The sequence below is a fragment of the Bacillus jepli genome, from assembly GCF_047238305.1.
Taxonomy (GTDB): domain Bacteria; phylum Bacillota; class Bacilli; order Bacillales; family Bacillaceae_L; genus Ferdinandcohnia.
Genome location: NZ_JBDFMO010000001.1, coordinates 2,401,910 through 2,415,431 on the forward strand (window position 1 = coordinate 2,401,910; position 13,522 = coordinate 2,415,431).

A 13,522-nucleotide genomic window follows, 5' to 3' on the forward strand; every position below is an offset into this window, starting at 1 on the left:
TTTCAATTAATCCATTTTATGATATGATTTTGATGCAAATAAGCTTATTAGGGGAAATTTGATGATCTACTTAGATAATAGTGCAACAACAAAACCATTTGATGATGTCATTGATTCATATTTAAAAGTTTCAACAAATTATTTTGGGAATCCTTCTTCTTTACATGGAATAGGTGGACAAGCTGAAAAGCTTCTAAGTCAGTCCCGCACACAAATTGCATCCCTCTTGAATGTAAAACCACATGAGGTTATTTTTACATCCGGTGGGTCTGAGGGAAATAACTTTGCAATTAAGGGGATTGCTTTTCAATATCAAAATCGAGGTAAACATATCATTACAACATCAATTGAGCATCCTTCTGTAAGTGAAGCCTGCAAGCAATTGGCAGACCTTGGGTTTGAAATAACCTATCTTCCAGTTGATAATAATGGTGTGGTATCGATTGAAAGCTTAAAAGATGAAATCCGTGAAGATACAATCTTAGTTTCAATTATTCATGTGAATAATGAAGTTGGGACAATCCAACCGATTGAAGAGATAGGACAGCTTTTAGAAAAGTATCCGAAGATCATTTTTCATGTTGACCATGTACAGGGAATAGGTAAAACGAATTTAGATTTCAATAAGGCAAAACTTGATTTATGTACGATTTCAGGACATAAGTTTAATGGATTAAAAGGAACGGGAGTACTTTTCGTGCGCCAAGGTGTTCGAATCCAATCCTTAATCGCTGGTGGGGATCAAGAAATGCAAAAAAGAGCAGGTACAGAAAATGTAGCCGGCTTTGTGTCCCTATCCAAGGCATTAAGGTTAACAATAGAGAAAAGAGATGAAGCTATTCAACATCTCACAGGTCTAAAAAAAGCGATAATCGAAAAATTAACAAAAATGAACGGAGTCAAGATTCATACACCCGAGGGAAGTAGCGCTCCACATATTATAAATTTTTCAATTGATGGGTTGAAGCCTGAGGTTTTTGTACATTTATTGGAGGAAAAGGAAATATACGTTTCGACGACCTCCGCATGTTCATCGAAAAAAAATGAACCAAGTAAAACGTTGCTTGCAATGGGAGTACCAGTAGTTGAAGCAAATAGCTCAATTCGGATCAGTCTATCCCATCAAAATAAAATGGAAGAAGTTCCGATTGTAATAAATGCGATTGAGAATGCAATACAGAAATTACAAAATGTAATGGGGGAAAGAAATGGAATATGATCACATATTAATACGATTTGGCGAAATTACAACAAAAGGTCGAAATCGTAACTTGTTTATTAATAAACTTTCAACTCAAATACAAAGAAAACTGAAAAATTACCAGGGACTTACGTTTCAAAAAACGAGAGATCGAATTTATATCAAGCTTAATGGAGAACCCCATGAGGGAATCGTGGAGATCCTCAAAAATATCATTGGTATTCAATCCTTTAGTTTAGCGTTAAAGGTTATCAGTGAAATCGAACATATTAAAGAAGGCGTTCTTGCAGCCTTCAAACAGTTGGATCATAAAGGAAAATCCTTCAAAGTATCGGCTAGACGTTCAGACAAAACCTTTCCACTTGATTCCAATCAGTTAAATTATGAATTAGGGTCACATATTTTAAAGAATATCCAAGAAATTCATGTTGATGTGCATAACCCTGATATCAATATGCGAGTTGAGGTTCGTAAGGAAGCTACTTACATTACCTTTAAGGATGAGAAAGGCTTAGGTGGACTTCCAGTCGGCTCAAGCGGGAAAGCAATGCTCATGCTTTCAGGAGGTTTGGATAGTCCTGTTGCAGGCTTCCTAGCTATGAAAAGGGGATTAACACTTGAAGCAGTCCATTTTCATAGTCCACCATACACAAGTGAACGTGCACGCCAAAAGGTAATTGACCTTGCACAGCAGCTAACTGATTTTTCAGGTACGATTAAGCTGCATATCGTACCCTTTACTGAAATTCAGACCACCATTCAAAGACAAATACCGGAAAACTATACATTGATTTCAACTAGACGGATGATGCTTCGTATAACCGACGAAATCAGAAGAAGGCGCAATGCGCTAGCGATTGTAACGGGAGAAAGCCTTGGACAAGTAGCAAGTCAAACATTGGAAAGTATGCATGTCATAAACAATGTCACTAATACACCGATTATTCGACCACTTGTCACAGTTGATAAGTTTCATATTATTGATATGGCAAAGAAAATCAATACACATGATATATCGATTCGACCGTTTGAGGATTGCTGTACGATCTTTACACCAGCTGCACCAAAAACAAGACCAAGACTAGAGAAAGTAACACATTATGAAAGTTACACTGATTTTGAAAGCTTGATTGAAAAAGCAGTGAATGAAACAGAAATAATTACTTTAGACGGTTCTAAGAAAGAAGAGATTGAAGATCTATTCTAATAGTTAATCATTCATTTGTTGTGAACATTTACCAGTGGTTTAAATGTATTTTGCTATGTGATTTTACACATTATATACTCACAAGGAGGTGAAGTCACATGGCAAACAACAACAGTAGCAATCAACTTCTAGTAGCTGGTGCACAACAAGCTATTGATCAAATGAAATATGAAATTGCAACAGAATTCGGTGTAAACCTTGGTGCTGATACAACTTCTCGTGCTAACGGTTCTGTTGGTGGAGAAATCACTAAGCGTTTAGTATCTTACGCTCAACAACATATGGGCGGAGGTAACTTCTAAAAAATATATATAAATGGCTACAAGGACGGGCTCATACCCGTCCTTTTCTATTGGATTCATTAAAGTTGGAATCAAGTATTATAACCTGGTCATAATTTTTTCACAAAACCTCTTCCAAATTGGTTGAAATATTTTATATAATTAGACTATAAAAGTGGAGGAGGAATGATCGTGAAAAGAGAAGATTTAATTGCACCTGCAAAGTATAATCTTGTACAGGAAATTGAAAAATATGCAAATGACCCAAAGAAGATTGCATTAGAATGGGAAGATGAGCAGGGAACCAAAAAGGAAATCACATACGTAGACCTCTTCAAAAACGTTAATCAAATTGGAAATACTTTAATGAACAAAGGCTTAAAGAAAGGTGACAAAGTATTAATCATTGTTCCTCGTCTAGTCGAAGCATACATGGTTTATTTAGGGGCGTTAAAAGCTGGATTAGTGGTTATCCCGAGTTCTGAAATGCTCCGTACGAAAGATCTTCAATACCGAATTACTCATGGAGACGTTAAGGCGATTATTAGCTACTACCCATATTGTGACCAATTTTTATCCATTGAAAATATCGACCATATTCAAAAGTTTGTAGTGGGGGATAAAGTAGATGGTTGGGATTCCTTAGAAGAGAATATGAAAAATCAATCTGATCAACTACATGCAGTAGAAACAAATAAGGACGACATGGCCTTCTTATCTTACACATCTGGGACAACTGGCAATCCAAAAGGGGTCGTTCATACACATGGTTGGGCATTTGCACATCTAAAAACGGCGGCACCTTATTGGCTAAGTATAGGTGAATCAGATACAGTATGGGCAACAGCAGGTCCTGGTTGGCAAAAATGGATTTGGAGTCCATTCCTTTCGACGCTCGGAAGTGGTGCAACTGGATTTGTGTATAACGGTAAATTTAATCCAAATAAATATTTGGAATTGCTAAGTTCATATAAAATCAATGTCTTATGTTGTACGCCAACTGAGTATCGTCTCATGGCAAAGGTTGAAAATCTATCTGATTACTCACTGCCGGATTTACATAGTGCTGTATCAGCGGGTGAACCTTTAAACCGGGAAGTAATTGACACATTCAAAAGAGAATTTAACGTAGAAGTTCGAGATGGGTATGGACAAACAGAAAATACGTTACTAGTAGGTGTATTAAAAGGAATGACAATTAAGCCTGGTTCCATGGGCAAGCCAACACCAGGTAATAATGTAGAAATTGTTGATGAGTTTGGTAAGCCTTGTGCGCTTGGGGAAGTGGGCGATATTGGTGTCCATGTAAACACTCCAGCTCTTTTTAAAGAATATTACAAGGACCCTGAAAGAACAGCCATGCAATTTAGAGGCGATTACTATATTACAGGAGACAAGGCGAAAAAAGACGAAGATGGCTATTTTTGGTTTGAAGGGCGTGCTGATGATATTATCATTAGTTCAGGCTACACCATTGGACCATTTGAGGTTGAAGATGCACTTGTTAAGCATCCATCTGTAAAAGAGTGTGCAGTTGTTGCAAGTCCTGATGAAGTGCGAGGGAATATTGTAAAAGCATTCATTGTATTACGTGAAGGTGTTGCTTCCACTGAGGAACTGGTCAAAAACCTACAGGACCATGTCAAACAAATGACAGCACCTTATAAATATCCAAGAAAAATAGAATTTGTAAGTGACCTACCAAAGACAACATCAGGAAAAATTAGAAGAATTGAGCTTAGACAAGCAGAAGCAGCTAAGGCAAATGCATAGTTAGTAGAAAAGCAGATAGTATTTTTACTACCTGCTTTTTCATGTTAAAGTAATCTTATCTTAAATCAAGAACAGTAGGTGTGAGGATGGGAACTTTATGGATGGGTGGACAAATCTACACGTTAGAGCGGGAGAATGAGACTGTAGAAGCAGTTTTCGTGGAAGACGGCGCCATTGTTGCCACAGGAGTAAAGAATGATTTAGAAAATCGATATCAATCGCGAATTACAAAAAGAATGGATTTAAAAGGAAATACGATGTTTCCAGGGTTCGTAGATAGCCATATGCATCTCATTGGTCATGGTGAAAAACTGTTAAAACTAGATTTATCGGACATGACATCTTCCGAAGAAATGACTTCTGCCATACAAGAATATAGTAGAGATAAGCCTGCGGGAGAATGGATCATAGGAGAAGGATGGAATGAAAATCAACTTCCTGACCGAAAAATTTTCCATCGACATGAACTAGATGAACTATCGCCCAATCATCCGCTCATGTTAAAAAGAATTTGCCGGCATGCTGTTGTTGTAAATACAAAGGCCTTAGAATTAGCTGGTATTACGGATGATACGCCAAACCCTGAAGGTGGGGTCATTGTAAGGGATACAAATGGTCATGCAACTGGGTATTTATTAGATCAAGCGCAGGAGTTTGTGAAAATAGTGATTCCAGAAGTGACGGAAGATTACATCCAAAAGGCACTTCAAATATCTGTTAACGACTGTTTGAGCAAAGGACTTGTCGGTGGACATACAGAGGATTTGAATTATTATGGAGGATTTGAGCGCACATTTCGAGGGTTTCAAAAATTAATTAATGGAGATAGCATCAAATTTCGCACAAATCTCTTAGTCCATCATGAGGTAGTCGATGATATGCATCAATTAGGCTTTTCCTTTGGGGAAGGTGGAGATTTCCTTGAATTTGGTGCAATGAAAATATTTGCGGATGGTTCTCTCGGTGGCAGAACCGCATTATTAAGTCATCCATATAATGATTCACCTGATACATCTGGAGTTGCCATCCACACGTTAGATGAAATGAAAAAACTGGTTCAAAAGGCCAGGCGATATAAGATGCCTGTTGCTATCCATGCGATTGGAGACCTCGCATTTGAATATGTGTTAGACGCGATCGAAGAATTTCCACCATACCCAAATCAACGAGATCGCCTAATTCATGCTCAAATTTTGCGGAAAGAATTAATCGATCGAGCAAAGCAATTACCGGTCATTCTCGATATCCAGCCAAGATTTGTCGTATCAGATTTTCCGTGGGTGGTTGAAAGAATCGGTGAGATGAATATGGACGATTGTTATGCTTGGAAGACATTGTTGCGTGTTGGCCTTCCTTGTGCAGGCGGTTCTGATGCACCGATTGAACCGATTGATCCCCTGCTAGGTATTCATGCAGCGGTTACAAGAAAGAAAATAGGGGAAGAAGAGATTTACATGCCCGAACAAAGATTATCCGTATACGAGGCTGTCAAGTTGTATACAACTGGAAGTGCCTTTGCCATTGGAAAGGAAGATTGTATGGGGAAAATTGCGCCGGGATATCAAGCTGATTTCACTGTTTTGGATAATGATATTTTTCATATTGAAAAAGATGCTATACCAGATACAAATGTAGTGATGACAGTGGTTGATGATACTGTGATGTTTGAACAATAACAAACACAAGACCAAGTTGCTGTAGCTTGGTCTTGTGTTTTGAGGACACATCTTAAAGAAATGTTCGTTTTACCTTCTCCCAGAATGAATTGTCCTTTAATTTAACCGTTTTGATTCTTTTTTCACTTAACTGAATCTCAATTTGCTTTACATTCCGAATGCTAAGTGCTTCATTGTCCATTCCTATTGTAGGAAAGTCGTTTCCATCCTGAACATCTCGCAATGTTAGTTTTCTGGTTCCACTTAAAATAAACGGAGAATCTAGGGTTCGATATTGATTTGTATTTAATGATGCAAGTTCAGTAACTTGCATACATGGAAGCAACGGATCTACGACAGCCCCTCTAACTGATTTATTATAAGCTGTGCTTCCAGTCGGGGTCGAAATAATCATGCCATCTCCACGGAATGTTTCGAAATGCAAATCATCAATATAGACTTCTAAAACCAAGGTTTTAATGATAGCCGAACGAATGGAGCATTCATTCAAACAATAAAAGGATGGATTGTTATCCACTTTCACTTCAATGATTGGGTATTTGCGAACTTCGACTTTTTCATGTAACATTGCTTCAACCATTTTGTCAGTCTCATCGGCATGGAAATCACAATAAAGGTTTAATGCGCCAGTTGTCGAGATCCCAACATATAGACAGTCCTGGCGAAAATTTGTTTTGCGAACAGCTTGTAGGAATGTCCCATCTCCTCCTATACTGACAATAATGTTTGCCTTTGCAGCATCATCCACAACTGTAAATTGGTGCTCTTTCGCAAGTTGCTGTAGTTGTTCAACATATTCAATTAGTTTATCTTCTTTTCTATAAAAAAAATAGAGATTTCGACGTTCCATTTTAATCTCCTCCTCCTGATTTTTTAAAATAAAATGGTATAAACTATTAAAACTATTATGTGACTTTATTTTAAGTTTATCAATTAAATGAAACTATTTTGGTTCTGATTCGTATTTATTTTTGAACAAATTCTGAATTGTATCCATCAACATCTATGTAGGAGGAAAAAGAAATGAATGGGAAACGGTGGGCAGCATTAGGTATTGCTGCAGTCATATTTGTATTTTCAATCTTTTTTAATTTCGCAACAAATTTAGCCTCTAAAAACTTTAGTAGTCTTTCAGATGAATTTCTAGCGGCTTCAAATGAAGATTTTCTTGAAAATGTTGTAATCGAAGGGAAAGGCATGGATAAGATTCTCGTATTATCTGTTAATGGGGTCATCCAGGATACAGGTGAGGACGTGACTTCTTTCTTCCAAACAGCGGGATATCAACACCAGACATTCTTAAAAATGATTGAAAAGGCGGAAAAGGATAATACAGTGAAGGGAATTATCCTTAAAGTGAATTCACCTGGTGGCGGTGTTGTCGAAAGTGCGGAAATACATAAAAAGTTAACAGACCTAAAAGAAAAAACCGATAAACCAATTTATGTGTCAATGGGAGCGATGGCAGCTTCAGGCGGTTACTATATTTCTGCCCCAGCAGACAAAATATTCGCTACTCCTGATACTATGACAGGTTCACTTGGGGTTATCATGCAAGGGATTAATTATAGCGGTCTAGCTGAAAAATATGGTGTAAAATTTGAAACCATTAAAAGTGGCCCGTACAAGGATATCATGTCTCCAAGCAGAGAAATGACAGAAGAAGAAAGAAATATTATGCAAACGATGGTTGATAATGCCTATCAAGGATTTGTGAATGTAATCGCAGATGGACGTAATATGTCTGAGGATGAGGTTCGTCGTATTGCAGACGGACGAATCTATGATGGGAGACAAGCCAAGGAAAACCATCTAATTGATGAATTAGGATATTTTGAGGATACGGTTGAAGCAATGAAACAGGATTACGATCTTGGAAATATCAAAGTTGTGGAGTATGAAACTAATTTTGGTTTTGGATCCCTATTTTCGATGAGTGCGAAAAAAATGTTCAATGATGACATCGAAATGGCAACTTTAGTTCATCTATTATCACAGCCAAATTCACCTAGAATGATGTACTTGTACGCGGAATAGGGGGGACTAAATTGAATATGAATCTAACAAATGAAGGAGTTCGGGACAGTCATTATGTTCACGATCATATAGATCGACCAGTCGTTCAAGACAAGCCGAGTTATGTTGGCTTTTGGATGCGATTTTGGGCCTATTTATTAGACTTTGTTGTAATTGGCAGTATTAACCGTATCTTAATCTATCCAGCCTTTCGAGCACTAGACATACCATTAACAGAAAGCCATATATATAGTGCGACATCAATTGCAACTGCAGTTGTCTTTTATTTATATTTCGTATTAATGACTAAATTTTTTAACCAAACATTAGGAAAAATGGTGTTTGGGATAAAGGTTGTTTCTCTTGACGGAAAAGACCTCAGCTGGATGACGGTTCTCTTTAGGGAGTTTATTGGTCGATATATTTCAAAGCTCTTTTTCATCGGCTATATCATCGTCGCTTTTTTACCAAAAAAACAAGGAATTCATGATCTTTTATCTGATACAACTGTAATACATGCGAAGAAGTAAGGGTGTCCTCTGGGCACTCTTTTTTTATTGTTTAGGAAATTATAAAAATTTATCATTGTGGATAATTTTTATTGGGTGTATCTAAGTCCAGCTCCAGCGCCTAGCCCCTCGAGGTCATAAGCCAATCGCTTCGGAAGGCAAAGAGCGCCTTCTGTCAGCGCTCGTCTTATGCTTGTCGGACTTGCACAGGATGTGCTGACGTCTACGTTTGCCACAGGACGTGGCAGTATTTAGTAGACGTTCAACACAAGGCGCTTGCGCTTTTGTTCTTGAGATACATTACCAAAGATACCCTTTTTGTGTATTTTTTGCATGATGGAAGGTGATAATGAAACATTGAAAGGGTGTGAGTGTTGTGAAGTGGCTATTATTCATCTCATTATTTCTAGTCCTCCTTATCATTCTTATTATGATAACAAGGCTAACCATTTTTATAGAAGCAAATCACTCACAGGACGATGACCATATTAAGATTAGATTCAGTATTTGGTTTGGGCTGATAAGATATACCATTAATGTCCCGATGGTTGCTGTTGACAATGAATCGCCAAGCATCGTGTTCAAGAAGGAGAAAAAAGGAAATATCGCCACGGATGAGAAAAAGAAAAAGGAGAAATTCTCTGTACATAATTTAATGGATAATCTTCATGATACAAAAGTAATCCTTCAACGAGTCATTGATTTAGTACCAATCCTTAAAAATTTTTTAAAGAAAATTGCAGTTTCAAAATTCGAGTGGCATTCACATATTGGGGTGGGAGACGCTGCCCATACTGGAATTATCACGGGGCTTGGATGGTCCATTAAAGGTACAATTGTCGGAGTGATGAGCCATTATCTCGACCTGAAAACGCCTCCTGATTATTCCATCACACCCTCATTTCAGGTAGCCGTATCTGAAACTAGGCTAAGATGCATGATTCATTTTCGAATCGGGTATGCTATGGTTGCTGGAATCAAAGCACTTAAAAGATGGCGAGGGGGTCTACCTAAATTTAAGTCCCAGACCCTTTCAAAGCTTAATGATGCCGATTCGGATAAAAAATCAGTTTAGATTGTCAGGAGGAATGTATGATGTCTGATCATCCAATACAGGGTTTAATGAAGACCGCAATGGAAAATTTAAAACAAATGATCGATGTGAATACAATCATCGGAGACCCTGTTGAAACGCCTGATGGGAGCGTTATTTTAACAGTTTCAAAAGTTGGCTTTGGATTTGCTGCAGGTGGTAGTGAATTCAAGGGACAAGGTGAGGGTGGAAAAGATAGCGGTGGAAGTGGAGACCAACAACAACAACAGCAACAACAGCAACAACAACAAGGATCTAATCTCCCATTTGGTGGAGGTAGTGGTGGAGGAGTTTCGATTACACCAATCGCTTTTTTAATTGTTAGTTCAAATGGTGTTAAAATGCTTCATCTCGATGAAAACACTCATTTATTCGAAAAACTACTTGAACTCGCACCACAGGCTGTTGATAAAATCCAACAAATGATTAAAAAGAATAATCAAGATCAGCAAAATCAACAGAAGCAACAGGATTTTGATATATAAAAAAGGTAGAGTTAGCTGTCTTACAGTTGACTCTTTTTTACTTTCCTTTCATTCGAATTTATTGCAATCCTTTTGAATTAAAGATATCATTTACACTGTACATATAATTTAAAGGAGGATTTTGGAAAAATGGCAAATATCACATTTAAAAACAATCCAGTCACTTTATTGGGCAATGAAGTAAAAGTTGGGGACAAGGCTCCTGATTTTACTGTATTAGCAAATGATTTAACACCAGTCACACTTGCAGACTCAAAGGGTTCTGTACGTTTAATAAGTGTTGTACCATCACTTGATACAGGTGTATGTGATGCACAAACTCGTCGTTTTAACGAAGAAGCTGCTGGTTTAGGTAATGTTAACATCTTAACAGTAAGTGTTGATTTGCCATTTGCACAAAAGCGTTGGTGTGGTGCAAACGGTATTGAAAATGTTCAAACTCTTTCTGACCACCGTGATCTTTCTTTCGGCGAAGCATATGGTGTAGCTATTCAAGAACTACGCTTATTAACTCGTGCCGTATTCGTCGTTGACAGCAGTGATACTGTAACATATGTAGAATACGTAAGCGAAGCAACAAATCATCCAAATTATGAAGCAGCATTAGAAGCAGCAAAAGCAGCTAAGTAACATAGAAAAGCGCAAGCGCCTAGTGAAGTTAAGGGGATCCCAATCAAACATTGGGGTTCTTTTTTTAACTTTGTTGAACTACTTCACTATTTCTTTTAAAATAAAAGGATATGTTAAGTGTACGAAAAGGAGAAAAGCAATGGCACAAATATCAGCAGTTGAAAAACTATTTACCGTTATCGATAATACAGCAACAATACTTAAGGAAGAATTAGCATGTACATATTTAGAGGCAGTTGCAGAAACGGGAGAAAACCTATTTCAAAACACCATCCTACAGGAAGAATTAAGTGAACTATCCAAAAAGCGTATCGAAAAAGAATATACCCATGTCAAACTAGATCAATATTCCGTTGAAGAAATTCGCAAGTCCTATCAGCTTGCTGCTTTAAAAGGAATGAAAGAAGCCACACAGGCAAACCATGAAATGACACCAGACGCCATTTCTATCTTTATGGGATACCTTGTTTCAAAATTCACCGAAGGTTGGAAAGGATTCAGCATTTTTGATCCTGCTGTTGGTACCGCCAACCTCTTAACAACAGTACTCAACCAAAATCAATCGAAAGAAATTGACGCAGTTGGGATTGATGTCGATGACCTTCTAATCAAAGTGGCATATGTTAGTGCAAATCTACAACGGCATTCCATCCAATTTTATAACCAAGATAGTCTTCAACCCCTATATATAGACCCTATGGACGTAGTTGTCAGTGATTTGCCTGTCGGCTATTATCCGAATGATATAGGAGCAGCGAGCTTTGAACTTAGCGCTAAAAAAGGTCATTCTTACGCTCACCATCTTTTTATTGAACAAAGCCTTAAATATACAAAAGAGGGTGGCTATTTATTTTTCCTTGTTCCAAATCATTTATTTACAAGTGAATATGCAAAGGAATTAAATGCATACCTTAAAGAGCATGCATATATCCAAGGAATGATTCAACTCCCACTTTCATTGTTTAAAAATGAAAACTTCGCAAAAAGTATTTTTATGATCCAGAAAAAAGGACCTAATGTGAAGGCACCTAAGCAAGCCCTGCTTGCTAACCTTCCAAAGCTTTCAAATCAGACAGCGATGACGGGAATTATTAAACAAATCGATGATTGGTTTAAGCAAGAGAAATATTAATTGTAGAAAAGGAGATCCGAGCGGGTCTCTTTTTTGTTGTCGATCAGCAGCTACTTTACGTTTTTCTTAGGTTAATAGCGCTTTCTATTATCTGAATATAAGAACATTATGGCGAAAACGGTACCAAACTGGCGAACTCCTTGAAAAGTTTTTGTACCGATGTTTAAATGAAAATGGCATCAATGAAACTGTGTCGTTTTGCATAGAATAATGTAGAACAAAAATTTACATATAATTGTGATTTAAACAAAGGAGCGGACGAAATGTCGAAAATCATTGCGATAAATGCAGGAAGCTCTTCACTAAAATTTCAATTGTTTGAAATGCCGAGTGAGGAAGTTATTACGAAAGGAATCTTTGAAAGAATCGGACTTGAAACGGGAGTTTTTACAATTTCAGTTAATGACGAAAAAATAACTACAGAAACAGAACTTCCAGATCATGCTGTTGCTGTTAAAATATTACTAGATAAACTAACCGAATTAGGTATTATCAAATCCTTAGATGAAATCGATGGAATTGGGCATCGTGTTGTACACGGTGGTGAGTCATTTGGTGATTCAGTTGTGATTAATGATGAGGTTTTAGCAGAAATAGAAAGGCTATCCGAATTGGCACCATTGCATAACCCAGCCAATGTTACTGGAATCAGAGCATTTCATAAAGCATTACCAAATGTTCCAGCAGTAGCCGTTTTCGACACAGCCTTCCACCAAACAATGCCTGAAAAGTCATTTTTATATAGTCTGCCTTACGACTATTATAAAGACTTTGGAATTAGAAAGTATGGTTTCCACGGAACATCCCATAAATATGTATCACAACGTGCAGCTGAACTTTTAGGCAGACCGTTAGAAGAGCTTCGCCTATTATCATGTCATCTAGGAAATGGTGCAAGTATTGCTGCAATTGAAGGCGGAAAATCGATTGATACATCCATGGGCTTTACACCACTTGCTGGTGTAACGATGGGAACACGTTCTGGTAATATTGACCCTGCATTGATTCCATTTATCATGGAGAAAACAGGGAAAACAGCGGATGAAGTGTTAAATGTGTTAAACAAAGAAAGTGGAATGCTGGGTGTTTCTGGATTCTCAAGTGACTTACGTGATATCCAAGAGCAAGCAGACCAAGGAAACAGCCGTGCTGAATTAGCTCTTGAAGTTTTTGCTAGCAGAATTCATAAATACATTGGATCATATGCAGCACGTATGCATGGTGTGGATGCAATCATTTTCACAGCAGGTATTGGTGAAAACAGTGACACTATTCGTGCTAGAGTATTAACTGGTTTAGAGTTCATGGGCGTATATTGGGATCCAATTCTAAATAAGGTAAGAGGGAAGGAAGCATTTATTAGCTATCCACACTCACCTGTAAAAGTTATTATCATTCCAACTGATGAGGAAGTTATGATCGCGCGCGATGTCATGCGTTTAACAAAATAAAGATTGATGGACAAACTCTAAAAGGGTTTGTCTTTTTTATTCCTATTCTTGCAATATGATATAATACA

13 protein-coding genes are annotated in these 13,522 nt (G+C 37.6%); 12 read left to right on the forward strand and 1 reads right to left on the reverse strand.

Annotated elements, in window-relative coordinates; all coding sequences use genetic code 11:
* Positions 1 to 61 precede the first annotated feature (61 nt).
* The 5 genes from ABC371_RS12330 (at position 62) to ABC371_RS12350 (ending at position 6,138) form a co-directional block, all read left to right on the forward strand.
* Complete coding sequence (locus ABC371_RS12330) at positions 62 to 1,219, forward strand: cysteine desulfurase family protein (RefSeq protein WP_412897064.1); 1,158 nt, start codon at positions 62 to 64, stop codon at positions 1,217 to 1,219.
* Complete coding sequence (thiI, locus tag ABC371_RS12335) at positions 1,209 to 2,408, forward strand: tRNA uracil 4-sulfurtransferase ThiI (RefSeq protein WP_412897065.1); 1,200 nt, start codon at positions 1,209 to 1,211, stop codon at positions 2,406 to 2,408. The genes ABC371_RS12330 and thiI overlap by 11 nt, the downstream gene beginning before the upstream one ends.
* 98 nt (positions 2,409 to 2,506) lie before the next feature.
* A complete protein-coding gene (locus ABC371_RS12340; RefSeq protein WP_412897066.1) occupies positions 2,507 to 2,710 on the forward strand; it encodes an alpha/beta-type small acid-soluble spore protein in 204 nt (67 codons plus the stop codon).
* Between the two features lie 171 nt (positions 2,711 to 2,881).
* Positions 2,882 to 4,462: an acyl-CoA synthetase MbcS gene (gene mbcS, locus ABC371_RS12345; protein WP_412897067.1), complete on the forward strand. Its 1,581-nt coding sequence runs from the start codon at positions 2,882 to 2,884 to the stop codon at positions 4,460 to 4,462.
* An 86-nt stretch (positions 4,463 to 4,548) separates the two neighbouring features.
* On the forward strand, positions 4,549 to 6,138 hold the full coding sequence (locus tag ABC371_RS12350; RefSeq protein ID WP_412897068.1) for an amidohydrolase: 1,590 nt from the start codon (positions 4,549 to 4,551) through the stop codon (positions 6,136 to 6,138).
* 52 nt (positions 6,139 to 6,190) lie between these two features.
* Here ABC371_RS12350 and ABC371_RS12355 read toward each other — a convergent pair whose 3' ends face one another.
* On the reverse strand, positions 6,191 to 6,994 hold the full coding sequence (locus tag ABC371_RS12355; protein WP_412899338.1) for an NAD kinase: 804 nt from the start codon (positions 6,992 to 6,994) through the stop codon (positions 6,191 to 6,193).
* 167 nt (positions 6,995 to 7,161) lie between these two features.
* On the opposite strand from ABC371_RS12355, the gene sppA reads away from it, so the two are divergent.
* The 7 genes from sppA (at position 7,162) to ABC371_RS12390 (ending at position 13,454) form a co-directional block, all read left to right on the forward strand.
* Positions 7,162 to 8,175, forward strand: a complete 1,014-nt coding sequence (gene sppA, locus ABC371_RS12360) for a signal peptide peptidase SppA (protein ID WP_412897069.1) — start codon at positions 7,162 to 7,164, stop codon at positions 8,173 to 8,175.
* An 11-nt stretch (positions 8,176 to 8,186) separates the two neighbouring features.
* Positions 8,187 to 8,684 (forward strand): RDD family protein, encoded by a 498-nt coding sequence (locus ABC371_RS12365; RefSeq protein WP_412897070.1) that lies wholly within the window; start codon positions 8,187 to 8,189, stop codon positions 8,682 to 8,684.
* 355 nt (positions 8,685 to 9,039) lie between these two features.
* Positions 9,040 to 9,738 (forward strand): DUF2953 domain-containing protein, encoded by a 699-nt coding sequence (locus ABC371_RS12370; RefSeq protein WP_412897071.1) that lies wholly within the window; start codon positions 9,040 to 9,042, stop codon positions 9,736 to 9,738.
* Between the two features lie 20 nt (positions 9,739 to 9,758).
* Complete coding sequence (gene ytfJ, locus ABC371_RS12375; RefSeq protein WP_412899339.1) at positions 9,759 to 10,241, forward strand: GerW family sporulation protein; 483 nt, start codon at positions 9,759 to 9,761, stop codon at positions 10,239 to 10,241.
* A gap of 129 nt (positions 10,242 to 10,370) precedes the next feature.
* Entirely contained in the window at positions 10,371 to 10,871 is a 501-nt protein-coding gene (gene tpx / locus ABC371_RS12380) for a thiol peroxidase (protein WP_412897072.1), read from the forward strand.
* Between the two features lie 139 nt (positions 10,872 to 11,010).
* On the forward strand, positions 11,011 to 12,003 hold the full coding sequence (locus ABC371_RS12385) for a class I SAM-dependent methyltransferase (protein WP_412897073.1): 993 nt from the start codon (positions 11,011 to 11,013) through the stop codon (positions 12,001 to 12,003).
* A 263-nt stretch (positions 12,004 to 12,266) separates the two neighbouring features.
* Positions 12,267 to 13,454, forward strand: coding sequence for an acetate kinase (locus tag ABC371_RS12390; protein WP_412897074.1), 1,188 nt, complete (start codon positions 12,267 to 12,269; stop codon positions 13,452 to 13,454).
* Positions 13,455 to 13,522: the final 68 nt, after the last annotated feature.